Raw genomic sequence first — 24,391 nt, forward strand, 5'->3', positions numbered from 1 at the left:
TCATACATTTAACTTTCATTAACACTTATATTAATTTTCTAATAACAACTTGAATAACATCAGCTAAACCAGTGTGCCCTTTCCCTTCAATTCGCTCTTGTTCGCCATTAAAGAAATGAATTACCTTATGTTCTTCACACCAAGTAAGGATATCAATTGGATCATACAGCATATCAACATCTTTTGGTCCACCAGTACCATAGTTTATTTGTTTTTTTGAGTAAACTTCAAACATAATTAAACCACCAGGCTTTATCGTTTGTATCATTTTACCTAATATCATTTTTTTATAATCATCATGAAAATGTCCAAATACCATAATTGCTGCATCATATTCATTTTCTGGCAAACTATCAGCTAATAAATCTACTTTTTTTGTATGCACGTTTACGTTGTGCTTCTCTGCCAATTTTTTTGTCTTCTCTAATCCATCTTCCGAATAATCAATAGCTGTTACTTCGTTCCCTTGTCTTGCTAGAAATACAGCATTTCTACCTTCTCCCTCCGCAAATGCTATTACTTTATTGTGATTTGCTAAACGAAATGCTTGTTCTTTAATAAATGTATTAGGTTCTTCCCCGTAAAAATATTCATCTAATTTATATCGATCATTCCAAAATTTAGTCATCATCTTCTCTCCTTCTTCATATCATTTTCTAACTACAATTAAAGATATTAAAGAGTCTTTTTATCCTTAATTAATTTAAAAATAAAAGCAGATTAAAAATCCACTTTTATTTTTTTCGCAAGATCTACGATTTTTTGATTTCGTAACTCTTCTTCCATTTTCTCTTCTGCTGCAAGCATTACTTCATTAATTAAACATCCCGGTTTGTCATGTAAACAACATTCAAACAATGATGTTTTACCTTCAATTGCATGTATAATATCTAAAAATGAAATATCTTCCCAATTCTTACTAAGCGAGTAACCGCCTTTTGGACCAGATGATGAGTGTATCATCCCTTCCTTCGTCAACTTAGTTAGTATTTTAGACAAGTACGTTGGTGAAACATTTTGCATTTCTGCCAATTGGTGAACACTAACTAACTTATTTGGTGTGGCCTTTGCCAGAAAAAGCATTGTATGAAGAGCATAATTTGTAGCTTTAGAATATTTCATAGTACAGCCCCTATTGTAGACTTCATGTATCTACAATAACTTTATTTTTTTATTATGTCAAACGTTTGTAATGCTCCATAAAAAATTATTTCTTCACAAGTAATACATCTGTCGCACAAATCGTCACTTCTCTAAATGGACAGTCGAATAAAACACCTAGTTCAAAACCATCTTCAGTAAGAGCTATTTCATGATATAACCACCAAGCATTTTCAAAGTTTTCCGGCATAGAACACTTTGTTACTCCTATAAAGGTTACTTCAAGTTTATCAAATTCACTAAAAGTACCACTGCAATCTAATACGATAGACAAAGTATCTTCTGATTCTCTCTTTACTACTTTAATTACACTGTCGTGTAATGATGTCTTGTGTAACTGAACGACATTTGACGGAAGTTTTTTCTCAATGGAATTAAAATATTCTACGTATGATTGATCTAATTGTGCCACTCTTTTCTCATAATCTGTTGACCACTTTCGCATACGTTTTTTCAGTTCACCTGATGGGTATTCTGAATTAGTTGTGATGTTTTGTATAATTGAGTATATCGATTCAGGAAGGAACTTTAATAAATCTATTTTCCTTTTCTCAATTTCCTCCTTTAAACTTTCTATATCCATTTCCGACCATTATTTTATAGAATCTATAAAACTTACAAATTCTAAAACTTGCATTTCTTTATACCAATCTCTTGTAAAATATTTCAATGACACCTCTCCTAAAACATCTTTACATCCAGTAAAAACAATATATCCACTTATTATATCATTCCAATAACCATTCTTTCTAAAGAAAAAATGTAAAACTGTAAATATTCCGCCTGTTATTTCTAAAACTTCAGAATATTTACAAAAGTATAAAATTAGAATACATTTTAGCTGTACAAGATTCACCTGTACAAAAATTCAAACAAAAAGGGATGGTTATATGTTGAAGAAATTAGTAGCAGGGACATTAGTAGCGGGTTTTGCACTAACTGGAGGACTAGGTGCGGTAAGTGCTGAAGAAAAAAGTAACACAATTAAGTCATTTGATTATTTAAAAGTGGATGAACAAAATGTTAATTCATTTGCAAAATTAAGTGAGCAGGATAAGAAAGATATCCAAATTACTATGGTATTACCAGAGCAAAATGAAAATGGAGATTGGCTAGCTTATGGTTTTACTAGCCGTGAAACATTAGATGCGTATATTGAAAAGGATAAAAAAGCAATTAAAAATAAAATTAATCCTTTAGGTAGCGGTGCTGGTAGTACTGATTTTTATGAACATAAAGATAAAGGTGGACAATATATTTACTGGAGTAGCGGCTTTAAAAACTTACCATCTAGCTGGAATGACAGAATTTCTTCTGTAAGTACAGCGTCACCTTCTGCAAGTTATTCAACTACACTTTGGGAGCACACTTCAACACAAGGATATGGAAAAGGCGTTTTATTTAAACATGCTGATTGGTACGGTAAAACTGCTAATTTAGCTGCTGATTGGAACGATATTACTTCAGCGATTGAAATTAAATAGTAATAAGATATTTAATTTCTTCTATAAAAATTCAAACCACTATTCTCTCTTTCATTTAGAGAATAGTGGTTTATCATATTTCTATTTAAGCATGTACAGCATGTCCTACTGCTTGCATTAACGCTTCATGAATCGCCTCAGATAAAGTTGGATGTGCTGCAATATAATCTCTCATTATATCAGCGGTAACTTCTGTATGAATCATTACGGTTCCTTGACCAATAAGTTCAGTTGCATGAGGACCGATAATAGAAATCCCTACAATTTCTTGGTATTTAGGTTCTACAATGACTTTTACTTTACCTACTTGTTCTCCTAAAATAAGAGCTTTTCCGTTCGCTGTAAAAGGAAATTCTCCGATGAGAATATCACCATATTGTTCTCTTGCACCTTTTTCACTTAACCCGACACTAGCTATTTCTGGAGCTGTGTATATACAACGGGGCACAGCGTGATAATTTACTTTCACGTCTTCTCCGCTTGCGTGTAATGCTGCTGTCGTTCCTTCATGGAAGGCAACGTGAGCAAGCTGAATTCCACCAATCACATCACCAGCTGCGTAAATATGCGATACGTTCGTTTGCATATGTTCATTCACAGCAATCCCTTTATTTGAAAACTGAACCCCTGCCTTTTCTAATCCTAATTGTTGCACTCGTGGTTTTCTTCCTACAGAAACAAGAACAAATTCTGGAGTTACTTCGTGAGTAATTCCCTCGTATTCAAATGAAGCTTGCTTCTTATAGTTATTTAAACCTTTTAAAACTGCTCCCGTAAAAATTTTCACCCCATCTTTTTCTAATTTCTCTCTTAAAGTATTCGCGATATCTTCATCTTCACCAGGTATTAATTGCGATGCCATTTCAACTATCGATACTTTTGTGCCAAGTCTACTATAAATGCTTGCAAACTCGCATCCTATTACACCACCGCCAACGATTAACAATGACGATGGTACACTCTCAAGAGACATGGCATGGCTACTATTTAAAATCCATTTTCCATCAAACGGAGCGAATGGTAATTCTGTAGGTTCGGAACCAGCTGCGATAATAAAGCTCTCTCCATCAACTACTTCTTCTTTATTTCCTTGTACAACTCGCATACGATGATCCGTTTCGAATTTCGCTTTTCCTTTTACAACTTTAATTTTATTTTTCTTCATTAAATATTGTATTCCTTGGACGAGTTGCATTACGATTTGTGATTTCCTCGCCTGTATTTGATCCCAATCAATTGATATACTTCCTGTATTAAGCGTAACCCCATAATCATTCGCTTTTCTCACAATGTCATGTACTTCAGCACTTTCTAACAGTGATTTCGTCGGCATACACCCAACATTTAAACATGTTCCGCCAAGGTCAGCTTCATCAATAAGAGTGACATCTTTGCCATTTTGAGCCGCGGTAATTGCTGCTACATAGCCAGCAGGTCCGCCCCCAATAACAACTAATTTACTCATTCTCTCACCTTCTCTTTATAGAAGAATTGTTATAGGTTCTTCTAAATAATGTTTAATTGTGCGTAAAAATGCAGCTGCTGGTGCACCGTCTAGTACACGATGATCGAATGTTAAACTTAAAGGTAACATACTACCTTTTTTTAATTTTTTCCCTTTATATACAGGAACATGTTCAATTGCGCCAATACCTAAAATGCCAGTCTCAGGTGTATTTAATACAGGTGTGAAATATTCAATACCAAAGCTACCTAAATTACTAATTGTAAATGTCGTTCCGTGCATATCATCACTACTTAAGCTACCTGCTCGCGCCTTTTGTGCCACATTCTTAATCTCTTTAGACAATTCTACTAAAGATAAATTATTTGCAAAGCGAATAGCTGGAACGACTAACCCTTTTTCTAATGCGACTGCCATGCCTAAATGCACATGTTCAAATTGATGAATTGCATCATCTATATAAGCGCTGTTCATTTCTTTATGCTCTCCAAGTGCTAATACAACAGCATGCGAGACGAAATCCGTAATAGTTAATTTATTATCATATCTTTTTTGTACAACTTCCGCTATTTCTTTATGTAAAGCAACTAGATCTGTTACATCTACTTTCATCGTTAACGTTAATTGTGCGCTATTTTGTAAGCTTGCGTGCATACGATTTGCGATTGCTTTACGCATACCAGTAACAGGAATCGCTTTACTTTCTTCTCGTTCAGATATTTCCGGAACGTTTACTCTTATCTCAAGTACTTTTAATACATCTGCCTTTGTGATCCTTCCGCCAGGACCTGTACCAACTAATGCCTTGATATCCAGATTTTCAGACTTTGCAATTTTCTTGGCTACAGGTGAAATTTTAATTCTTTGCTTCGATACTTCTTTCCCATTTGGTTCTTGATTTTGTACTTCTATATTAGATGTTTTTTCTTCTACAACATGTGTGCTTTCCTGCATTTCTACCTTTTCATTCGGTTTACCGATGTAGCAAATTACAGTACCAGGCGGCACTCCTTCATCTTCACTTACAGCTATATCAAGTACCGTACCATCAGCTGGCGCTTCAATTTCCGTTTCAATTTTTTCTGAATTAATACTAGCAATTAGTTCTCCTTTTGCTACATTATCGCCTGCTTTAATATTCCAGCTCGTAATAATACCTTCTTTCATCGCCATACCTAACTTCGGCATTACAACTTCTACAGCCATGTCTCTCTCTCCCTTCTCATCGTTTTATTACACATGTAATAAAGATTGGTCTCCAATCATTTCTGATACAGTTTCAATTACTTTTTCTGGCGTTGGCAAATACAACTTTTCAAGTGGTGGTGAGAACGGAACAGGTGTATGTGGTGCTGTAATTCGTTTAATAGGTGCATCTAATAAATCAAAACCTTTATCCGCTACAATTGCCGCAATATCTGTTGCAATACTACATCTAGGATTCGCTTCGTCAATGACGATAAGACGATTTGTTTTTTCAACAGATGATAAAATAGTATCTTCATCAAGTGGTGATAAAGATCGTGGATCAATTACTTCTACTTCAAGCCCCTTTTTCGATAATTGCTTTGCAGCTGCAAGCGCTGTATGAACTTGCTTTCCGATTGCGACAATTGTTACATCAGAACCTTCCCGTTTAATATCTGCTTTTCCTAATGGAATTGTATAGTATCCTTCTGGCACTTCACCTTTCATATTGTAAAGTGTTTTATCCTCAAAGAAGATTACTGGATCATCATCTTCAATTGCCGCTAATAATAAGCCTTTTGCATCATACGGTGTGGAAGGAACAACAACTTTAATACCTGGTATGCTCGTAAATAATGCGTACAAACTTTGTGAATGTTGAGCTGCTGCACTAAAACCAGCGCCATGCATCGTACGTACTGTAACGGGTACTTTTGCTTTACCTCCAAACATATAACGGAATTTCGCACCTTGGTTTAATACTTGGTCAAGACAACTACCGATAAAATCATTAAACATTAACTCAGCTATCGGACGTAACCCAGTTGCAGCAGCTGCCATCGCAGCTCCCATATAACCCGCTTCAGAAATTGGTGTATCCAATATACGATTTCGGCCAAACTCTTGTACAAGTCCTTTCGTAACACCAAGAACACCACCCCAAGCTTCATCATCTTGCAGGTGATCAACTTGTGCACCGCCTGCAACATCTTCACCTATTAAAATTACATTTTCATCACGACGCATTGAGATTTTCATCGCTTCATTAATTGCAGTTGACATACTTACTGTTCTAGTCATAATTTTTCACCCTCCTCTTATTTGTAAGAAACGTATACATCTTTTAATAATTCTTCATCGTCTGGGTATGGACTATTTTCACTAAATTCAATGGATCTTTGTACTGCATCATCTACTGCTTTTTCCATATCAACAAGTTCAGATTCTGTTAATAAACCTTCATGAATTAAATGCTTACGGAAATTCACAATTGCATCTTTTTCGTTTAAATGTTCTTCTTTTTCTTCTGATGTTTTATATGTTTGCGCTTCACCTTCGAAATGACCATAATTACGATATGTCATACATTCAATAATTGTTGGACCATCACCATTACGCGCACGTTCAACTGCTTCTGCAGCAGCTTTATATACAGCTAGAAGATCTTTTCCATCTACTTGAACACCTGGAATATTATAAGCTTTTGCGCGATCAGCGATAGAATCACAACTTGAAGCATATTCAAATGTAGTTGCTTCACCGTAACCGTTATTTTCTGCAATAAAAATAACTGGTAACTTCCAGATCGCCGCTAAATTAACCCCTTCATGGAATGTTCCTTCATTATTTGCTCCGTCACCGAAGAAGCAAACACTTACATCTTTTGTTCCTTTATATTTAGCTGTTAATGCTGAACCGCAAGCAAGTGGGAAACCCCCGCCTACAATGCCATTCGCACCAAGCATTCCTTTATCTAAATCGGCAATATGCATGGAACCGCCTTTACCTTTACATAATCCTGTCGCTTTCCCGAAAAGTTCAGCCATCATACCATTTAAATCACAACCTTTTGCGATACAATGTCCATGACCTCTATGTGTACTTGTAATACTGTCACTATCCGTTAAGTGGGCACATACACCAACTGCTACCGCTTCTTCACCTGCGTATAAATGAACGAAACCTGGCAAAACGCCTTGCGCGAACAATTCATGCACCTTATCTTCAAACTTACGAATTTCTAACATTTTTTCGTACATCCAACGAGCTTGTTCTTTCGTAATTTCATTCCCTTTACTTTCAGTTGTTTTTAACATGTCCAGCCCTCCTATTTTCTTGTTCGTCCTTTATATTGCAAGTACCGTGCCAAATTCTAATCCTTGTTTTAATAGGTTTTCTCTATCTTTTAACAATAAAAAAGTGGACAAAATGAGACGTTTGTCTCGTTTTGTCCACTTTTGTTCCCTTAATAAGAGAATTGTTACTTTATTCATTATCAAAGCTCTTCTGTAATTTTCGGATGTAAATAATTTGACCAATATGATATGCATTATGAGTTGTTACATTCGCTAGCACTTCCCACCACTTTGCAGAAACAGGAAATCCCACTACATCACTTTCAACCTTTTCTTCATTTATGAGATTTTGCCATTGTAACAGTTTTTCTAGTAGTTTTTCCCGTAATTCATCGAAAATTTGATTATCTGAGAGCATAAAACTTTTGTTATTATCTCCTATAGCGGGTACTGCATTCACATTTGATTCTTTATACCTAGTTTGCCACGTAGAGTTCCAATACAGTAAATGTTGTACGATTTCAGCTATACTATTACTCTCTTCATTCGGTTTCCAGAAAGCTTCCCTCTCAGATAAATCCTTAACTGCATCTGAAAATGGCATATACCAACTGGGATCATTTGCATTCGCTAATAGCTGATCTGCTAATACAGCTTTTACATGGACCATTTTTCTTCCCTCATTTCACTATCATATTAATATACACTACTCTATATACGCTGATTCCCTATAATCCCCTTTTTTTACATACAAATTGATTTCATACTAAATGTAAGAATAATAGATTTTCTTATCATAACTCGTTATGATAAAAGAAAAAGAAAGCTGGCGAAAAATGAATAAAAAAATCGCAATAATTACTGGAGCCTCAAGTGGATTTGGACTATTAACTACACTCGAACTCGCAAAAAAAGATTATTTAGTTATCGCTACAATGCGAAACCTTGAAAAACAAGGAACCTTACTATCCCAAGTTACTCAACTTAACTTACAGCAAAATATAAAAGTTCAACAATTAGATGTAACAGATCAAAATTCTATACATAATTTCCAATTATTTTTAAAAGAAATTAATAGAATAGATCTCCTTATAAATAATGCAGGATATGCAAATGGGGGCTTTGTAGAAGAAATCCAAGTAGAGGAATACCGTAAACAATTTGAAACGAACCTTTTTGGAGCTATATCAATTACCCAGCTTGTTTTACCGTATATGAGAAAACAAAGAAGTGGAAAAATCATTAATATAAGCAGCATTAGCGGCCAAGTTGGATTCCCTGGTTTATCTCCTTATGTATCTTCAAAATATGCATTAGAAGGCTGGAGTGAATCCCTTCGCTTAGAATTAAAAGCTTTCGGAATAGATGTCGCTTTAATTGAACCTGGTTCTTACAACACAAATATATGGGAGGTTGGTAAACAACTAGCTACAAACCAATCTGATACTACTTCTCCTTACAAAGAATATATGGACAAAATACAAAAACATATTAATAGCGGCAGTGATACATTTGGTAATCCAATAGATGTTGCTAAAAAAGTCGTTGATATTGCTGAAGCTAAGCGCACAACATTACGATACCCAATTGGAAAAGGTGTAAAATTTATGATCTTAGCAAGAAAAATTCTTCCTTGGAGATTGTGGGAATATCTTGTTTTGAGAAGCTTTAAGAAAATATAATTACCTTTATTGAAAACCATTTTGAAAGAGGTGCTAAACAAATGCTAGGTTTACCGTACGGGAAAGTATTTTTAGTTCCGTGGACTGAGGAATGGGAATTTGAGTTTATGAAAGAGAAACAATTCATTGAGAAACAAATTGGCGAACATATTTTAGCCATACACCATATTGGCAGTACTGCTATTCCGCATTTAAGTGCAAAGCCAATTATTGATATTGCAATCGAACTAGAAGATTATAAAGACGGTTTAAAATGTATTCAAAAGTTAGAACTATTAAATTATAAATATAGAAAGGATGTATTACCCGAAAGATATTATTTTAATAAAGGTGAACCAAGAACTCATCAAATTCATATGTATGAACAAAGGAATAAATATTTAATAGAACAATTACAATTTCGAGATTACTTAATAGACAATAAGACTGCTCGTATACAGTATGAACAGTTGAAGATTCAACTTTCAAAAGCTAATCCTAATGATAAACATCAATATGCAGAGGATAAAACAAATTTCATTAAATCCGTATTAGCGAAATTAAATGTTTAAATTAAATAAGAAACCATTTAGCAGTAAATGGTTTCTTATTTATTAGTTATCTCATTATTTATAATCAAATTTTTAATTATACAGCAGGTGGAACGAAATAAAATAGTATCGAGAGCATCAATATAAAAGAAACCATTCCCGTTATCGAAAGTATATATTCTTTTGATTTTCTATCATATTTCCATTCCATCCATGCTCTTAAAGTCCATGATATCCCTAAATAAGTGAACATGACATGAGCCATTTTAGCGTTTTCAAATTTAAACATATAATAACAACTACTTATTACATAAATAATAATAAGACCTATTTCTAATTTTACATGTAAACTATTCACATGCTTATATCCAAAGAAGCCTCTTTTCTCCATATTTAATTTTCTTCTTAAAAACTGTTCTAAAAAGTAACCACCTATACCCAGTCCAATAATAATAATTAAAATTGTAGAGGTATCCATTGTTATCCCTCCAATTACTTTATATATTTTTAGAAACAAAGTGGACTATATTATGGTTATTCTCTTCTAAATAACTTACAATTCCTTCAGGATATGTTGGCTTCTCCTTTAATTCCTCTATGCTCATCCATATTAATATAATATTCTCATGTTCTTTATGCCTTATTTCATTTGTAACCATCTCTTGAACAGTTCCCCAATGTATCAATGTACAATGATGTCCTTTTTCGTTGTTCCACTCGAAAATATGCTCATTTACAACAGCTAGCTCTTGGACATCAATTTTCAAATCGTATTCTTCCATTAATTCTCGTATTATCGCTTCTTTTGCTGGTTCCCCAAATTCAATAGAGCCTCCTGGAAAACGATAAAATGTTTCACTTAAATCACATTGTACTAGTACTTTAGTATGATCTTTATTTACAATCATTGCTTCAGCACGTAATTTAGGCATTTTCATTTTGTCTCCCCATTCATTCCATATATAATTAAATCCAATATCTATAAAAGAAAAGATTAAGCATAATTCCTGTTATTATTAATAACGGAACCGTTCCTAAAGAAATGACATATTCCCTCGATTCTTTATCAAATTTCCATTCCATATATGATTGAAAGCAGTATAAGGTTATTAAAAATAAAATGGGTAAATTACTAATATAAATAGGATTTAAAGTAGCACATATCAGCGTAACAATTATATAAGAAACGATAAGAGCCCTAGTGCCCCATTTATGAGCGTTGTTTACATATTTACTATTTCAGTCTGTTTGTTTCGGTATATTTAATTTTTTTCTCACTACTTTTTCCAAAACAACTAAGAATATGATCCATACTATTAATAAAATTCCTTTAACTAAAAACAGTGATGTCTCCTCCTTTACTTTTTATCTGGCTGATCACTCGGATAAGTAGCTTTTCCTTTATTATCAATGTCCCAACTAATAATCGTCGCACTATCTCTTCCTAATTGCAGGTGAACGTGTTCTAAAACATTATGGATATTTACTTTAAGTACGTTATTATTTCTATTCATATCACTATACAGATTTACAGGAGTTTCATACCGACGTTCCCCGCATTCTAATACTCCATCTGTCACCATTACAATTCGATTCTTTCCATTACGTAATTCACGAATGCCTGTTGAATAACAAGGAACAGGTAAATCAAATGTGTTTACATTTCCAATCCATTCGTAAAAATGACGTTGATTTAATGCATATTGTCCTAACTTATGTAACTCTTCATGAAATACATAAACTAAACAGTCTCCAATAGATAGCCACCATATATAATTTTCTTTTCTTACACATAGTAAGCAAGCTGTTTCACCTTTAATTCTTTGACACTTTTCCTTAAATGAAGAAGATTGAAAGATAGTAAGAATATGATTTTCAATAGATCGAAATACTATATCAATTGATTCATTCATCATTTCTTTTATATTTTCATATTCTTTTTGAATTGTATTTACTACTAAATCAACACTTTCTGCACTATTATGTCCATCTAATATAGCTGCAAATTCCCAATCACCATTTGACCAAACTAACGCACCATCTTCGTTCTTTTTTGCTCCAGCACTTATATTCCCACCATATGTACCGAGCACGATGTCACCATATTGTTTTACTGAAACTTCGTCTAAACACATTTCACTACTTCCAACCCATGAATGTTGTCTATTATTTGTTGTATGCATATTCACTCACCATATACTTTCGTAATCTTTCGCATAGTTTTTTGATTTTTCCTGCGTCACCATAAGGCGCACCGTTCCATTTCGCTACTTCAGTCGGTGACCAAAACTCTTTTGGTGTATTTTCATAACGCGGTATGATGTGCATATGCATATGTGGTACACCATTTCCTGAAACAAAAGTGTAAATATGTTCCGCACCTTCACTTGCTTTTAGCGCTTTACTTACTCTACTTGTTATAAGTCCGAACGCTTTCGCTTCTTCATCTGTTAGTTCAGCGAGGCCAGGTACATGCCTTTTTATATCTATCATTACATAACCCAAGTATGTTTCTTCACTATCCCAGTGGACATGTCCAACGTAAACCAGTTCATCTTCGTAAATAGCTCCACCTGGAACTATAATATTTCCTTTATGCTTTTCACAAATAAAACAGTTTAGTTTTACTTGATCGTTTGTTGACATATTCATCACCATCCTTTTCATATATAATATCATAAAAAAAGGAAAAACAGGATTTATATTCCGAAGATTCACTCTTTTGATACAGCAATTTTTGAAATGAATTTAAACCTCATTATTTCTTCAAAACCACAACTCCAATTACAATCCCAATCACAATTCCGATTACTAAATTATTTGTAAAATAACCTTGGACTACACCGATTACAACCCCTATACCGACGCCTATTGCCAAGGCATCATTGCTTTTTTTCTTTTTAGACAAAATAGCATCTCCTCTCATAATTTCTTCTAAAATAATATCTATTTACATGACTTCACTGTCTCCTAATATATTCGCTATTCCACTTAATAATTTCCAAAAAATGTACTTTATTACTTATACTTTTCCAGCACCTAATCCTCTTCTTAAGAAGAGATTTTCAAGTCGCTATTAAACAAACATATCGTTATTCATCGAAGAGTTAAATCAATGAAATAAAAAAACAAGTTTGTGCGCCAGCTGGCGGTTCTGTTATTGTTCGTATGTAATCTTATTTAAACAAAAAAACACACTTTGTATAATAAAGTGTGTTTTTTTGTTATCTTCTTTTTTGATGAAATCCTTGTGTAATGCGGTCTAATATAATCGCAATGACAACAATAGCTAGTCCGGCTTCAAATCCCATTCCGATATTAACTTGTGTTACAGAGCGGTATACATCAACCCCAAGACCTGGTGCTCCTACAAGAGATGCTGTTACTACCATAGATAAAGAAAGCATAATGCTTTGATTCACACCAGCCATGATTGTTCCAGTTGCGAGTGGTAATTGTACTTTAAATAATTTTTGTGATGCGGTTGAGCCAAATGCATTCGCTGCTTCAATTAAATCTTCTGGAACTTGTCTAATTCCTAAATCAGTAAAACGAATTGTCGGTGGCATTGCAAAGATTACTGATGCAATAATCCCGGGTACTACACCTACTCCGAAAAATGTAATCGCGGGAATAAGATATACGAAAGCCGGCATTGTTTGCATAAAATCTAACGTTGGTTTTAAAAATTTTGAGAAACGCTCATTTTGAGATGCTAATATCCCAATTGGAATTCCGACAATAATTGAAATAATAACGGAAGTAAGTACGAGTGATAATGTTTGCATCGTTTGTGCCCAGTAGTTAATATTTAAAATAAATAATAACCCGATCAGTGTAAAAATGACTAAAGATACTTTTCTCGTTGTGTACCAAATAAAGAAACAAAGGATGATAATCATCAATATGGCTGGTATTATTGTTAAAAAATTAGTGAGTAAATCAACGAATCCGCCGATAATATAAGAGAACCCTCGGAATAAGCCTTCAAAGTGCTCATATAAACTTGCAACAAATGAGTCGACCCATTCCCCTAATGGAATACGTGGTATACTATTCATCGTCTTTCACCTCTTCCTCAATGTTTCCTGCAAGAGCTTGAATGACACTTTCACGTTTAATAATTCCTCTTAGCCTTTTCTTCTCATCGATTACTGGTAAGGGATATTTCATCTCTGCCATTTTTGCATATGTCTCTTCCAGTAAAGTATCCAAATACACATGCGGAATATCATTAAGTAATAAATCAGCAATCGGCCACTGTTTTTGTACTGCTTTACTCGCATCATCCGCAGTTAATATACCTAAAAACTCATACTTTTTGTTTACAACATATACAGTTGAGACGCCTGCATTCCTCATAATTTGAAGAGCCACACGAGGTCCACGATCAATTAATAAAGTTTCTGGTCGTTTTAAAATAGACTCAGCCGTAATTACTTTTCCTAAATTCACGTCCGCAACAAACTTTTCTACAAATTCATTTGCGGGGCTCATCATAATTTCTTCTGGCGTTCCAATTTGGACGATTTCTCCATCTTTCATTAATGCAATACGATCTCCAATTCGAAGCGCTTCATCTAAATCATGCGTAATAAATATAATCGTTTTTTCCATTTTATCTTGTAACTCTAACAATTCATCTTGCATTTCTTTTCGAATAAGTGGATCTAATGCACTAAATGACTCGTCCATTAGTAATACATCTGGATTATTCGTTAGTGCCCTTGCGATTCCAACGCGCTGCTGCATACCACCACTAAGTTGACTTGGATAATTATCTTTATGATGATCGAGTCCTACTAACTGTAGCGATTCTAACGCTTTTTTCTCTCGCTCTTCAACCGGAACTCCTTGTATTTCTAAACCATATGCAACATTTTGTATAACTGTACGATGCGGAAATAGAGCAAATTTCTGAAATACCATACTCATTTTCGTTCTTCTTACTCTCCGTAACTCTTCTTTTCCCATCGTTGCGATGTCTTCACCATCTATGTATATATGACCTGCAGTTGGTTTAATCAATTGATTTAACATACGAACTAGCGTAGATTTCCCGCTGCCAGACAAACCCATAATAACGAAAATCTCTCCAGAGTAAACTTCAAACGTTGCTTTTTTCACCCCAACGTTCATTCCTGTCTCTTTTAAAATTTCCGATTTACTTTTTCCTTCTTTTAATAAGGAAAGGGCTCTTTGCGGATGTTTCCCGAATACTTTTGTTACGTTTTCAACACGCACCTTTGTATTATCCATGTCACTACTCCTTTTCTACCCATCTATTCACATAGTGTTGCGATTTTACAAAGAAATATTACATAAAAATGACATTCATAAGATTTCTTTAAAATTCTCGTTTCCGTTCATAATAAGAATGCTTACTTATACATTTATTTTATAAGGCAAACGTTACTTAGGAGGTTTTCGATGCGAAAGAAAATTTGGTTTATATGCCTTGCATTATTTATTACTATGATTTTCACTTCATGTAATGCAACAAATGCAAATTCGAAAGGAAAAATTAAACTTGGTGTAACAAGTTGGAAAGAAAATATTGCAACTGCAAACATGTGGAAAGTTTTATTAGAAGAAAAAGGCTACAAAGTTGAGCTCATGTATTTAGAAAAAGCCGCAATTTGGACTGGTGTCGCTCGTGGCGATGTTGATGCGAATTTAGAAGTATGGCTACCAGTTACAGATAAACCGCTAAACGATCGTTATAAAGATGATATTGTCTTAAAATCAAAATGGTACGAAGGTACTGGACTAGGTTTAGTCGTCCCTTCTTATATGAAAAACATAAACAGTATCGAAGATTTAAATGCTCATAAAGATGAACTAGATAATAAAATTGTCGGTATCGAACCCGGTAGTAGTCTTATGAATTTAACGAATAAAGCAATGAAAGAATATGATATAAAACTAAAACTTGTCCAATCTTCTGAAGCTGCGATGATGAGTGAACTAAAGAAAGCATATACAAAAAAGAAACCAATCGCTGTTACGCTTTGGAATCCGCATTGGGGTTTTTCAGAATTTGACTTAAAATATTTAAAAGACCCTAAGAAAGTATATGGTGAAAAAGATGACATTTATTACTCCGTTCGTAAAGGTTTCGAAAAAGATCACCCGGATATCATAAAATACTTTGATAAATGGAAAATGAACGATGAACAGCTCGGTACGTTAATGGTCATGTTAAATAAAACAAAAGATCCTGAAGAAGCTGCGCGAAAATGGATTAAAAAAAATCAAGCATTAGTTGATGAATGGGTAAAGGATTAATAAAAAGGCTAGAGAATTAATATATCCTCTAGCCTTTTTCATCTTATTTTTTCGTAACAACATCATCTACAATCCCATATTCCTTCGCTTCTTCTGCAGTCATAAAATAATCTCTTTCTGTATCATGTGCTACTCTTTCAATCGATTGGCCTGTTTTTTCTGCAATCATTTTATTAATATCATGCTTTAACTTTAATATTCTTTTCGCAGTTATTTCAATTTCTGTTGCTTGCCCTTGTGCACCACCAAGCGGCTGATGAATCATAATTTCACTGTTAGGGAGCGCAAACCGTTTTCCTTTTGCTCCAGATAATAATAGCAATGCACCAAATGATGCCGCAAAGCCCATGCACAGCGTTTGCACATCTGGTTTAATTAAATTCATTGTATCTAATATAGCAAATCCCGCTGTCGTTGATCCGCCGGGGCTATTAATGTATAAAAATATATCTTTCTCTGCATCTTCTGCTTCTAAAAATAATAATTGAGCTACGACACTACTCGCTACTTGATCATTTATTTCTGAACCGATAATAATAATACGATCTTTTAATAACCTTGAATATATATCATAGGAACGTTCTCCTAATTTCGTTTGTTCCACTACATATGGAATTGCATTCATTTTATATCCCTCCAATAATTGTTATGCTGCTAAAAGCATACAACTGTAGGAAGAAGGTTTTTTCGCATTAAATAATAAGACTGGCTGTTTAGATGGTAACTTAGTAAAATCTATTGTCGGAAGCAGTTTCGTTAATAATTCCGGTCTCTCCTCTCGAATAGACGTTACTACAACTTCCATATCATCTGTGAATTCAACTATCTCAATCCCTTCTTCACTTACAGTTTTCAGCCTATTTCTACTACGAAACAAAGAAGCTTTTACTGCCCCTTCTGATACAGAACACACTTTAGCAATATCAGCGATACTATATTGAAAAACATCTTTTAATAATAAAATTGCGGATTGCTGTACATTTAATGAAAACAATACTTTCCCTACCATTTCATGCAAATCTGCAATGTTCTCATGTGGTTCTTCAAAAGTGATTTGTTCTCTTATTTTTTCATGAACAGACTTAGACTTTATCTGATCTAACCAACGATTTCTTGCTATTTTATAGACGAGTGTCATACAAATATCTTTATTTCTATATTTTTGAAGCACTTTACACACTGTTTCTTGGGCGAGATCTTCCCCATCCCATTTGTTTTTCGTTAAAAAAGTACAGTATCTTTTTAACTCTCCATATTGTTCAATTAAAAAGTTTATATTTGAATGATTCATATCGATATGGTTCTTTAAAACATGAGTTACTTTTGTGCACAAAATAACCACTCCTTTTCAGCGCTTACTTAATAAACGATTCAACATTAAAAAAAGTTACGGGGATATAAAAAAATAATGTTTATGTTCAATAATTCGCGGTCATAAATATGTTATGTACAATTTTACGTGAGGAGGAACAAATTTGCCAAAATTAACAATTGAAGGTGCAGGAACTTTTGATGTGAAAGAAGGAACAAAGTTAGTATTAGCAATTGAAGATAGCGGTGTCAACATTCTTCATCGTTGCGGCGGGAATGCACGTTGCACAACTTGTAGAGTAGAAATACTAGCAGGTGATTTCTGTGAAGCGAGTGCGAATGAGAAACATGCAATGACGGAAAAAGGAATTGAAGATCATTTACGATTATCTTGTCAAATGCGTGTACATAAAGATATAGTCGTTCGTCCGGTACTTACAGTTGAAAATTCAGGTCTTGATGCTGGGCCACGTCCAGCGGAGTAAAGCGATGAATTTAAAACAGCTCGCTGGCGAATATGCTGCTAACTTTGTAAACGATGGCATGAAAATTGGGCTTGGTACAGGTTCTACTGTATATTGGACAATACAAAAATTAGGTGAGCGTGTAAAAGAAGGATTATCATTTCAAGTTGTACCAACATCAAAGGAAACTGAAGCATTAGCACAGCAACTAAATATCCCCCTAATTTCGTTAAACGACGTACAAAGTCTTGATCTTACAATTGATGGAGCGGATGAAATTGATTCAAATTTACAACTTATAAAAGGCGGTGGCGGTGCATTACTTCGTGAAAAAATCGTTGCCTCTTCCTCTAAAGAACTAATTATCATTGCTGATGAATCGAAACTTGTAACACATTTAGGTACTTTTCCATTACCTATTGAAATCATCCCTTTTTCATGGAAACAAACCGAAAATAAAATTCAGTCTTTAGGATGTCAAACAACATTACGTTTGAAAAATAATGAAACCTATATAACCGATAACAATAATATGATTATCGATTGTATATTCCCTAATCATATTTCTAATCCTGTCCATTTACACACCCAATTAAAAATGATTACTGGTGTAGTTGAAACAGGGTTGTTTATAAGTATGACGAGTACAGCAATTATTGGTACTAAAAATGGGATAAAGAAATTGTAATAAAAGCTAACTTTTTAAAGTTGGCTTTTTAGTATGTTCTTCTTCTCTTAATAGTGCTTTATTATGATATACTAGGAAAACGCAAACTGATTACACTAGAAAGGACTGAACATTTTGCAATCCAAACTTATAACAGAACTTACTGATTTAGAAACTGCCTTTCATATTCGAAAAGAAGTATTTGTAAAAGAACAAGGTGTTCCTCTTACAGATGAATTCGATACATTCGATGAAATCGGAGAGCACTGTAAACATATTTTAGTTTATTATCATGAGCTTCCTGTAGGTACAGGGCGTATACGATTTGTTGATGGCGTCGGAAAATTAGAACGTATTTGCATTTTAAAAGATTATCGTACATACGGATTAGGTAAAGTCATCATTCAAACGTTAGAAGAAATTGCTCGTAACGAACAAGCTACAAAAGTGAAACTACACGGGCAAACACAAGCTGAAGGATTTTATAAAAAATTAGGTTATGAAACTTCTTCTGATATATTTATGGAAGATGGCATTCCGCATATACTTATGACGAAAATGTTATCATAATAAAAAGGGTAGTATATGAATCTTATGTATTCATACACTACCCTTTTTTATAAATAGAAAAGTGAATTCTCCAGATTCTCTTTTGAAATCAAAGCCCATCATCTCTTAGTTCATATCTAGGTAAAGCTTACACTGTTTTCCATAATGATAATGCATAAATCCAGTTCGGATCACCATTTCCTTGATAACTCTGGACTGCTTCATATACTTTTCCTTCGTGTAGAACTCTATCTCCCTTTTTATATGCTTTTTTTGCATCCCACGCTTCATATGAAGCGCTTTCGGTTTTTGTAGTAATTGTGAATATATCACTCTGTACGGATTCATTTCCAGCTACATCAACAGCTTTTACTACATATTTATAAGTAGTATTAGCGAGCAGATTTTTATCCATATAAGAAGTTGTATTGGATGTTGCAATCTTTTTCATTGATCCTTCTGTTTCTCTATAAATATCGTAATGGTCTACACCAATATTATCGTCAGATGGACTCCACATTAAATCCACACTTGACGCTGTCGTTCCCATACTATGTAATCCTTTTGGTTGTGTTGGTGCTTCTGTATCAGGAATCTCAACTGTTGTTTTTACTGTAAGCGCTGCACTTTCTTTCGATACATTTCCAGCTGCGTCAATTGCTTTTACAGTATAAGAGTATTCTGTGCTTGGTTGTAATTTCTTATCAATAAAATGAGTGCCTAGTACTGTATCAATCATCTCTCCGTTACGGAAGATTTGATATCCTTTTACCCCTACATTATCCGTAGAAGCGTTCCATGTTAGTTCTACACTATTCGCTGTTACTTTTTGCGTCTGAAGTCCATTTGGAATACTTGGCGCTTCTATGTCTGGTTTCACATCATTAATAAGATTAACATCAATTACATTATAGAATGCATTTGCTGTATCAGCTACATCCCATACTGCTAAAATCACATGATATCCACTACGATCAGTAGGTACATTGATTTTATGAGTTAAATTATTTGAAGCTGCAGAACCATCATGTTGTACTGTTCCAATTGGTTCAAAATCTGCTCTTGTTAGCGCTTTATTTGGATTCCATCCTTTTTTAGTAATATAGTAATGCCACTTACTCGTTAAGTGAGGCGCAGTATACTTCCAAGTAAATGTATTTTCCCCACCAGTGATTGTATTTTTAAACCAACGATTTGCTGTTTGTTGATCTAAAATACTACCAAATTTTCCGCCTGCTGAAGCAATTTGTCCATCTACTGGACCACCTTGTGGGAACCCTTTTGGAGCTTCTAAACTTTGTGGTTCATACATAACACTTCCACAGTTTACATTTAGCGCACCATAAGTTGGACTACATAAAGCAGATCGGCTACCAGGCTTTTCAACAAAACCGTGCGCATAAGCATTTTGAGGAATAAGTGTCGTACTAATAATTCCAGCTGTTAATGCTACAGCTCCTAAACTTTTTTTGTTCATTTTCATATTTTGTAGTTGTTTTAAAAATCGATTATTCATGTTCACGTCTCCTTCTTGTTATACTTTGTAGTGGAATGTGGGCTTTGATGTAAAAGAATAACAAGAGACAAACTTGTACCGATGTATGTGTTAATTATGCATACACCGCAGTGAAATTATATTTTTCTTGTGAAATATTTCACTTTATGAATATATCATGACATAGAAATTACCTGAGTATGTGCAGAAGTTGTGCAGAAACAGTGAAATTATTACTAACATGTAAAACTAAGTCCTAACATTTTAAAATAAAATTCGAATATATTTATCTATCATCTTTACTTCATAATTGACAATACATTTAACTGGTTAACTTTTATTCTTATACTTATATCTCTCAGTGCCTTAGTTTTAACCATACTAGATATTAAAAATAAGAATTATAAAGTTAAATAAAAAGCATCCTATTTAGATGCTTTTCTAATGTATAATTTCATTTTTTCACTGACCTACAAATATAAAAATTTCATCAACAGCTTCCTTATATCCACCTGATTTTTGGAAAGATTTCTTCAAATTCAAAGCAACTTCTTTAAATGACGGATTATTTAATACCATTTCTACACTTTCACTTAGTTGATCCGCAGTTAATCCTTGCATTTGTAATGTTATTCCTGCTCCAAGACTCTCCACTTGCTTTGCGACTACTGGCTGATCTGCACTTTGCGGTATTACAACGAGCGGAACCCCGTTATACAGTCCTTCATGCGCACTGTTCATCCCGCCGTGTGTAATAAATAGTTTCGTATATGTAAGCAGCTCAGTTTGGGGTACATAGTTTTTCACAATGAAGTTTTTAGGAATTTCGCCTAGATCACTTATTTTTGTTTTACTACCAATAGACATAACAATTGTATGCTCACTATTCTCAAAGGCCTTCATACACAGTTTATAAAAGTCAATCGCTTCATTAAAAACAGTACCTAATGAAATATAAATCGGACTTTTTTCTTCAATTGAAGTAAAATCAACGTCTCTGTTTTTCATTTGTGCAGAGATAGATGGTCCTACAAATTTATATATTTCATCAAACGTATCACCAAAAGGCTGGAACTCCTTAATTGTATATACAATAGTAAGGGGTGCAGGATTACAGAAAACTTCATACGATGATTTTATTTCAACACCATATTTTTCAGCAATTCCCTTCGTTAAGTTTTGAAAATCATTCTGTATTTTATCATAAATTTCTACTGGGATATTTTTTGATAGATGACCTAACATTTGCTCAAAGGATTTTTCATCCTGCGCAAAAGATGTGCATGAATTTATGGCTGGAAGTTTAAGGATTTGAGCAATTAAATGGCCACAGCCAAACATAGAATCATGAATTATGTAATCAAAATGTTCACCTTCAATTTGTTCTAAAACGCTAGGTATTACAATATCTGCTGTATGTAGAAGGCCATTTATTCTTTCCTGTAAATAATTTCTGCCTCCAGATAGAAACGCTTTTATAAATTTTTGATCATCAATCGTTCGTACAGTAGCACCTGTCTTCTCAATCCGCTCCCTGAAAGCTTCTATTGAAAAATAAACGACCTCTTCACCACGAGAAATCAATTCATCTACAACTTGTAAAGTTGGATTTATATGTCCTTCTGATCCAGCATTAATAAATAAAACACGCGCCATAATAAACACTCCTTACGTTAAATCATTTCTATGTTGGCAAGAGTACGGATTCTCTCCATACTCTTTTCCTAGCTGTTCGTATCATGTTCCTACTAAATTGACCTAGCAAGTCTAAAACCGAGATCATCTATATGAAATGTAGGATGGCTTCGACGACGACAAGTAGCGCCGCACCCTCTCGCTGTTTCAGCCCAACTACCACCACGAAAAATGCGGTATGATCCGTACACTGTTTCATCATACAAATCATAACACCATTCCCAAACGTTCCCTAGCATATCATAAAGTCCCCATGCATTCGGTTCTTTTTGGCCAACGTCATGAATCTCTCCATTTGAATTTTCATTATACCACGCTATATCATGAAGTTTCCCGTATGTATATCCGGTTGTACTTGCTTTACATGCATATTGCCACTCCGCCTCAGATGGTAATCGGTAGCCATTTGAACCTAAATTACATTTCACAATTTGACCACCATCACTAATAGAATAATATTCTTTTAATCCCGCTTTTTTTGAAAGTACATTACAAAACGAAATGGCATCGTTCCATGAAATATTGACAACTGGTTTATGATTTTCATCAAAATTATTTAATGTACTATTTGTAATAGCATCATATAGTTCCATTGTTACAGCATACTTTGCAAGAAGAAATGGTTGAATTTGTACTAGCCATTCTTTTTTTATTCGATCATCTCTTAATACTACCTCTCCAGCTGGAATATTGACCATTAATGAATCGATTAGTTGAATTAAATCGTTAGTCATTTTCTATTCCTCCAAACGTTCATTTTATATGAACTTAAAGTCATATACTCATTACAAAATACAATTTTCAAAAAGCGTTAAATTTTTCATAATAAAAAACGATTAGTTTTATTAAACTAATCGGTAAGATTCACAAAGAATTTTTGTGTTACATTCTATAATTATATGTGCTCTAAAAATTTCCGAACCTCATTTGGAGATTTTAAAACAATAACCTTTTTCTCTCCCGGCAATTGCTCTAACCCTTTTAAAATTGTAGGTCGTTTAGCATTAGGATATTCCCATATCCATTTAAAAAATTGCAAATCAAATCTTTCTTCACATCCCGCGCCCATATCTGGTCTTGTTTTATTCTGGTATTTTACAATTCTTTTAAAAGCACGATAAATACAAATTGTTCTATGAATATCAAGGAAGATAATTGTATCAGCTGCATTCAGTCTTATACCCATCGTCCCGCCATAATTCCCATCAATAATCCACTTCTCATCTTTAATTAAGTTATTTTGAACTGCTATTTGTTCTTCTCTCGGAACACCTTCCCAATTCGGTTTCCAAAATAATGCATCAAGATGATGCACCTTAATATTTAATTTATTTCCTAACTGCCTTGCTAATGTAGATTTTCCTGAACCACCAGAACCAATTAATATTATTTTTTTCATACCTTTACGATACCTTCTATAACTTCTTCAATAGTTTCCTTATTAGCGAAAATCCAGAAGAACATTTCTTCATTTAACTTTAATGAATCTGGTAACTGGACAAAATAAGCAATAAAGATAATTTGAATTGAAAGCATAACATACCAAATGGCTTTTAGTTCTTCTTTCGTTAAATCATTTTGTTTATAATAACCTTCAAAGACTTTGCTAACGATATGTAACCATTTCCCTCTTAATCTTTCATCACTAAATAGCTCGCTTAATATACTTGTACAGCAATAACATAAATCAAATATTTTTACATTATTTTCTAAAATCTCAAAATCTATAAACCCTTCTAGTTTATCATCTTTAAAGATTACATTTGATAGATGCATATCACGATGAATAATTTGTCTCGGTAATGGATGGACCGTTTCCTTGAAAGCTGCGTGCATTCGCTCCATCTTTTGAATTACCTCTCGATGAACATACTCATTCTTTTCTAAAATCGGTATAGCCCATTCAAATACCATCCTATATAAATCTCTTTTTATTAACTCATGGTCACTATTCACCGAATGTAATGCTTTGTGCAGATTAGCTATTTCTTCTCCAATTGTACTTGCTAGCCTTTCCAGCTTATTCGTATCTTTTATTTCTAAAACACTTCCGGCAACATACTCATATAAGCAATAATATTTTTCTTTATATAATACATATTGTTCATCATTTTCTGTCTTTACTACTCTCTGTACTTTAATTCCCTTTTCATACAGTTGCTTCAAAACATCGAATTCAACTAGAAGTTGCTTTATTGATCCTGTTTTCTTTAAAATATACTCTTTATTCTTGCATATAACCTTCGCTACTTTTTGTTGAATTACAGTAGCTGTGACATGTTCATTTTGAAACCAAAACTTTGCAATTTCCAGTGCTTGTTCCATTTACAAATACCC

At 33.9% G+C, this 24,391-nt stretch carries 30 protein-coding genes and 1 pseudogene; 7 read left to right on the forward strand and 24 right to left on the reverse strand.

From position 1 onward, the window contains the following. Window positions 1-25: 25 nt before the first annotated feature. From MR136_RS11405 to MR136_RS11415, 3 genes are all read right to left on the reverse strand, one after another. Complete coding sequence (locus MR136_RS11405) at window positions 26-631, reverse strand: class I SAM-dependent methyltransferase (RefSeq protein WP_242259404.1); 606 nt, start codon at window positions 629-631, stop codon at window positions 26-28. A gap of 89 nt (window positions 632-720) precedes the next feature. Beyond that, window positions 721-1,122 carry an Rrf2 family transcriptional regulator gene (locus tag MR136_RS11410; protein WP_000877650.1) on the reverse strand — a complete coding sequence of 134 codons (402 nt, stop codon included), beginning with the start codon at window positions 1,120-1,122 and terminating at the stop codon, window positions 721-723. A gap of 85 nt (window positions 1,123-1,207) precedes the next feature. Next, window positions 1,208-1,744, reverse strand: a complete 537-nt coding sequence (locus MR136_RS11415) for a DUF4085 domain-containing protein (protein WP_242259405.1) — start codon at window positions 1,742-1,744, stop codon at window positions 1,208-1,210. Between the two features lie 307 nt (window positions 1,745-2,051). Between MR136_RS11415 and MR136_RS11420 the strand changes: the two genes are divergently transcribed. Beyond that, window positions 2,052-2,645, forward strand: coding sequence for a hypothetical protein (locus MR136_RS11420; protein ID WP_000914443.1), 594 nt, complete (start codon window positions 2,052-2,054; stop codon window positions 2,643-2,645). Window positions 2,646-2,730: 85 nt separating this feature from the next. Here the strand turns inward: MR136_RS11420 and lpdA are convergent, their stop codons facing one another. From lpdA to MR136_RS11450, 6 genes are read right to left on the reverse strand one after another with little or no spacing between them, the layout of a single operon-like run. Further along, window positions 2,731-4,110 carry a dihydrolipoyl dehydrogenase gene (gene lpdA, locus MR136_RS11425; RefSeq protein ID WP_242259406.1) on the reverse strand — a complete coding sequence of 460 codons (1,380 nt, stop codon included), beginning with the start codon at window positions 4,108-4,110 and terminating at the stop codon, window positions 2,731-2,733. A gap of 15 nt (window positions 4,111-4,125) precedes the next feature. Beyond that, on the reverse strand, window positions 4,126-5,316 hold the full coding sequence (locus MR136_RS11430) for a dihydrolipoamide acetyltransferase family protein (protein ID WP_103621996.1): 1,191 nt from the start codon (window positions 5,314-5,316) through the stop codon (window positions 4,126-4,128). A 27-nt stretch (window positions 5,317-5,343) separates the two neighbouring features. Next, window positions 5,344-6,378 (reverse strand): acetoin:2,6-dichlorophenolindophenol oxidoreductase subunit beta, encoded by a 1,035-nt coding sequence (gene acoB / locus MR136_RS11435; protein WP_000198898.1) that lies wholly within the window; start codon window positions 6,376-6,378, stop codon window positions 5,344-5,346. Between the two features lie 17 nt (window positions 6,379-6,395). Further along, on the reverse strand, window positions 6,396-7,394 hold the full coding sequence (gene acoA, locus MR136_RS11440) for an acetoin:2,6-dichlorophenolindophenol oxidoreductase subunit alpha (protein ID WP_000921275.1): 999 nt from the start codon (window positions 7,392-7,394) through the stop codon (window positions 6,396-6,398). 30 nt (window positions 7,395-7,424) lie between these two features. Continuing rightward, window positions 7,425-7,571 (reverse strand): hypothetical protein, encoded by a 147-nt coding sequence (locus tag MR136_RS11445; RefSeq protein ID WP_001045414.1) that lies wholly within the window; start codon window positions 7,569-7,571, stop codon window positions 7,425-7,427. Further along, a complete protein-coding gene (locus MR136_RS11450; protein WP_088859549.1) occupies window positions 7,564-8,043 on the reverse strand; it encodes a DinB family protein in 480 nt (159 codons plus the stop codon). The genes MR136_RS11445 and MR136_RS11450 overlap by 8 nt, the downstream gene beginning before the upstream one ends. A 166-nt stretch (window positions 8,044-8,209) precedes the next feature. Between MR136_RS11450 and MR136_RS11455 the strand changes: the two genes are divergently transcribed. Further along, entirely contained in the window at window positions 8,210-9,055 is an 846-nt protein-coding gene (locus MR136_RS11455; protein WP_218012780.1) for an oxidoreductase, read from the forward strand. A gap of 41 nt (window positions 9,056-9,096) precedes the next feature. Then, the gene (locus MR136_RS11460; protein WP_103621993.1) at window positions 9,097-9,606 is read left to right on the forward strand and encodes a GrpB family protein; all 510 of its coding nucleotides are present in this window, start codon (window positions 9,097-9,099) and stop codon (window positions 9,604-9,606) included. 76 nt (window positions 9,607-9,682) lie between these two features. Here MR136_RS11460 and MR136_RS11465 read toward each other — a convergent pair whose 3' ends face one another. The 8 genes and pseudogenes from MR136_RS11465 to MR136_RS11500 form a co-directional block, all read right to left on the reverse strand. Continuing rightward, entirely contained in the window at window positions 9,683-10,063 is a 381-nt protein-coding gene (locus MR136_RS11465; RefSeq protein ID WP_000381557.1) for a DUF4181 domain-containing protein, read from the reverse strand. Between the two features lie 19 nt (window positions 10,064-10,082). Continuing rightward, window positions 10,083-10,523 carry an NUDIX domain-containing protein gene (locus tag MR136_RS11470; RefSeq protein WP_000783751.1) on the reverse strand — a complete coding sequence of 147 codons (441 nt, stop codon included), beginning with the start codon at window positions 10,521-10,523 and terminating at the stop codon, window positions 10,083-10,085. Between the two features lie 28 nt (window positions 10,524-10,551). After that, window positions 10,552-10,863: pseudogene (locus MR136_RS11475) on the reverse strand (DUF4181 domain-containing protein). A gap of 80 nt (window positions 10,864-10,943) precedes the next feature. Next, the gene (locus MR136_RS11480) at window positions 10,944-11,768 is read right to left on the reverse strand and encodes a PP2C family serine/threonine-protein phosphatase (RefSeq protein WP_000557581.1); all 825 of its coding nucleotides are present in this window, start codon (window positions 11,766-11,768) and stop codon (window positions 10,944-10,946) included. Next, on the reverse strand, window positions 11,752-12,243 hold the full coding sequence (locus MR136_RS11485; protein ID WP_139304601.1) for an HIT family protein: 492 nt from the start codon (window positions 12,241-12,243) through the stop codon (window positions 11,752-11,754). Before MR136_RS11485 ends, MR136_RS11480 begins: the two co-directional genes overlap by 17 nt. Before the next feature lie 100 nt (window positions 12,244-12,343). Continuing rightward, window positions 12,344-12,511 (reverse strand): glycine zipper domain-containing protein, encoded by a 168-nt coding sequence (locus MR136_RS11490; RefSeq protein ID WP_044792184.1) that lies wholly within the window; start codon window positions 12,509-12,511, stop codon window positions 12,344-12,346. A 298-nt stretch (window positions 12,512-12,809) separates the two neighbouring features. After that, window positions 12,810-13,646: an ABC transporter permease gene (locus MR136_RS11495; RefSeq protein WP_242259407.1), complete on the reverse strand. Its 837-nt coding sequence runs from the start codon at window positions 13,644-13,646 to the stop codon at window positions 12,810-12,812. Further along, window positions 13,639-14,844 (reverse strand): quaternary amine ABC transporter ATP-binding protein, encoded by a 1,206-nt coding sequence (locus MR136_RS11500; protein WP_000370606.1) that lies wholly within the window; start codon window positions 14,842-14,844, stop codon window positions 13,639-13,641. The genes MR136_RS11495 and MR136_RS11500 overlap by 8 nt, the downstream gene beginning before the upstream one ends. Window positions 14,845-15,015: 171 nt before the next feature. Between MR136_RS11500 and MR136_RS11505 the strand changes: the two genes are divergently transcribed. Then, the gene (locus tag MR136_RS11505) at window positions 15,016-15,873 is read left to right on the forward strand and encodes a glycine betaine ABC transporter substrate-binding protein (RefSeq protein ID WP_001227614.1); all 858 of its coding nucleotides are present in this window, start codon (window positions 15,016-15,018) and stop codon (window positions 15,871-15,873) included. Window positions 15,874-15,916: 43 nt separating this feature from the next. On the opposite strand, the gene clpP is transcribed toward MR136_RS11505, so the two are convergent. Then, window positions 15,917-16,498, reverse strand: coding sequence for an ATP-dependent Clp endopeptidase proteolytic subunit ClpP (gene clpP / locus MR136_RS11510; RefSeq protein WP_063263084.1), 582 nt, complete (start codon window positions 16,496-16,498; stop codon window positions 15,917-15,919). A 21-nt stretch (window positions 16,499-16,519) separates the two neighbouring features. Beyond that, window positions 16,520-17,206 carry an RNA polymerase subunit sigma-70 gene (locus MR136_RS11515; protein ID WP_242259408.1) on the reverse strand — a complete coding sequence of 229 codons (687 nt, stop codon included), beginning with the start codon at window positions 17,204-17,206 and terminating at the stop codon, window positions 16,520-16,522. A gap of 142 nt (window positions 17,207-17,348) precedes the next feature. On the opposite strand from MR136_RS11515, the gene MR136_RS11520 reads away from it, so the two are divergent. The 3 genes from MR136_RS11520 to MR136_RS11530 all read left to right on the forward strand — a co-directional run bounded on the left by MR136_RS11520 (window position 17,349) and on the right by MR136_RS11530 (window position 18,885). Then, a complete protein-coding gene (locus tag MR136_RS11520; RefSeq protein ID WP_001125388.1) occupies window positions 17,349-17,669 on the forward strand; it encodes a 2Fe-2S iron-sulfur cluster-binding protein in 321 nt (106 codons plus the stop codon). A gap of 4 nt (window positions 17,670-17,673) precedes the next feature. Beyond that, window positions 17,674-18,336 carry a ribose 5-phosphate isomerase A gene (gene rpiA / locus MR136_RS11525; RefSeq protein ID WP_242259409.1) on the forward strand — a complete coding sequence of 221 codons (663 nt, stop codon included), beginning with the start codon at window positions 17,674-17,676 and terminating at the stop codon, window positions 18,334-18,336. A gap of 114 nt (window positions 18,337-18,450) precedes the next feature. Then, entirely contained in the window at window positions 18,451-18,885 is a 435-nt protein-coding gene (locus MR136_RS11530) for a GNAT family N-acetyltransferase (RefSeq protein WP_242259410.1), read from the forward strand. Window positions 18,886-19,012: 127 nt separating this feature from the next. On the opposite strand, the gene MR136_RS11535 is transcribed toward MR136_RS11530, so the two are convergent. The 5 genes from MR136_RS11535 to MR136_RS11555 all read right to left on the reverse strand — a co-directional run bounded on the left by MR136_RS11535 (window position 19,013) and on the right by MR136_RS11555 (window position 24,379). Continuing rightward, complete coding sequence (locus MR136_RS11535) at window positions 19,013-20,380, reverse strand: lytic polysaccharide monooxygenase (RefSeq protein WP_242259411.1); 1,368 nt, start codon at window positions 20,378-20,380, stop codon at window positions 19,013-19,015. Window positions 20,381-20,821: 441 nt separating this feature from the next. Next, complete coding sequence (locus tag MR136_RS11540) at window positions 20,822-22,015, reverse strand: macrolide family glycosyltransferase (protein WP_242259412.1); 1,194 nt, start codon at window positions 22,013-22,015, stop codon at window positions 20,822-20,824. Between the two features lie 92 nt (window positions 22,016-22,107). Further along, entirely contained in the window at window positions 22,108-22,788 is a 681-nt protein-coding gene (locus MR136_RS11545) for a formylglycine-generating enzyme family protein (protein WP_048538310.1), read from the reverse strand. A gap of 161 nt (window positions 22,789-22,949) precedes the next feature. Then, window positions 22,950-23,453, reverse strand: a complete 504-nt coding sequence (locus MR136_RS11550; protein ID WP_242259413.1) for a DNA topology modulation protein — start codon at window positions 23,451-23,453, stop codon at window positions 22,950-22,952. After that, entirely contained in the window at window positions 23,450-24,379 is a 930-nt protein-coding gene (locus MR136_RS11555; protein WP_242259414.1) for a phosphotransferase enzyme family protein, read from the reverse strand. Before MR136_RS11555 ends, MR136_RS11550 begins: the two co-directional genes overlap by 4 nt. Between the last annotated feature and the right edge of the window lie 12 nt (window positions 24,380-24,391).

The sequence above is a fragment of the Bacillus cereus group sp. BfR-BA-01311 genome (assembly GCF_022664295.1).
GTDB classification, from domain to species: Bacteria; Bacillota; Bacilli; order Bacillales; family Bacillaceae_G; genus Bacillus_A; species Bacillus_A cereus.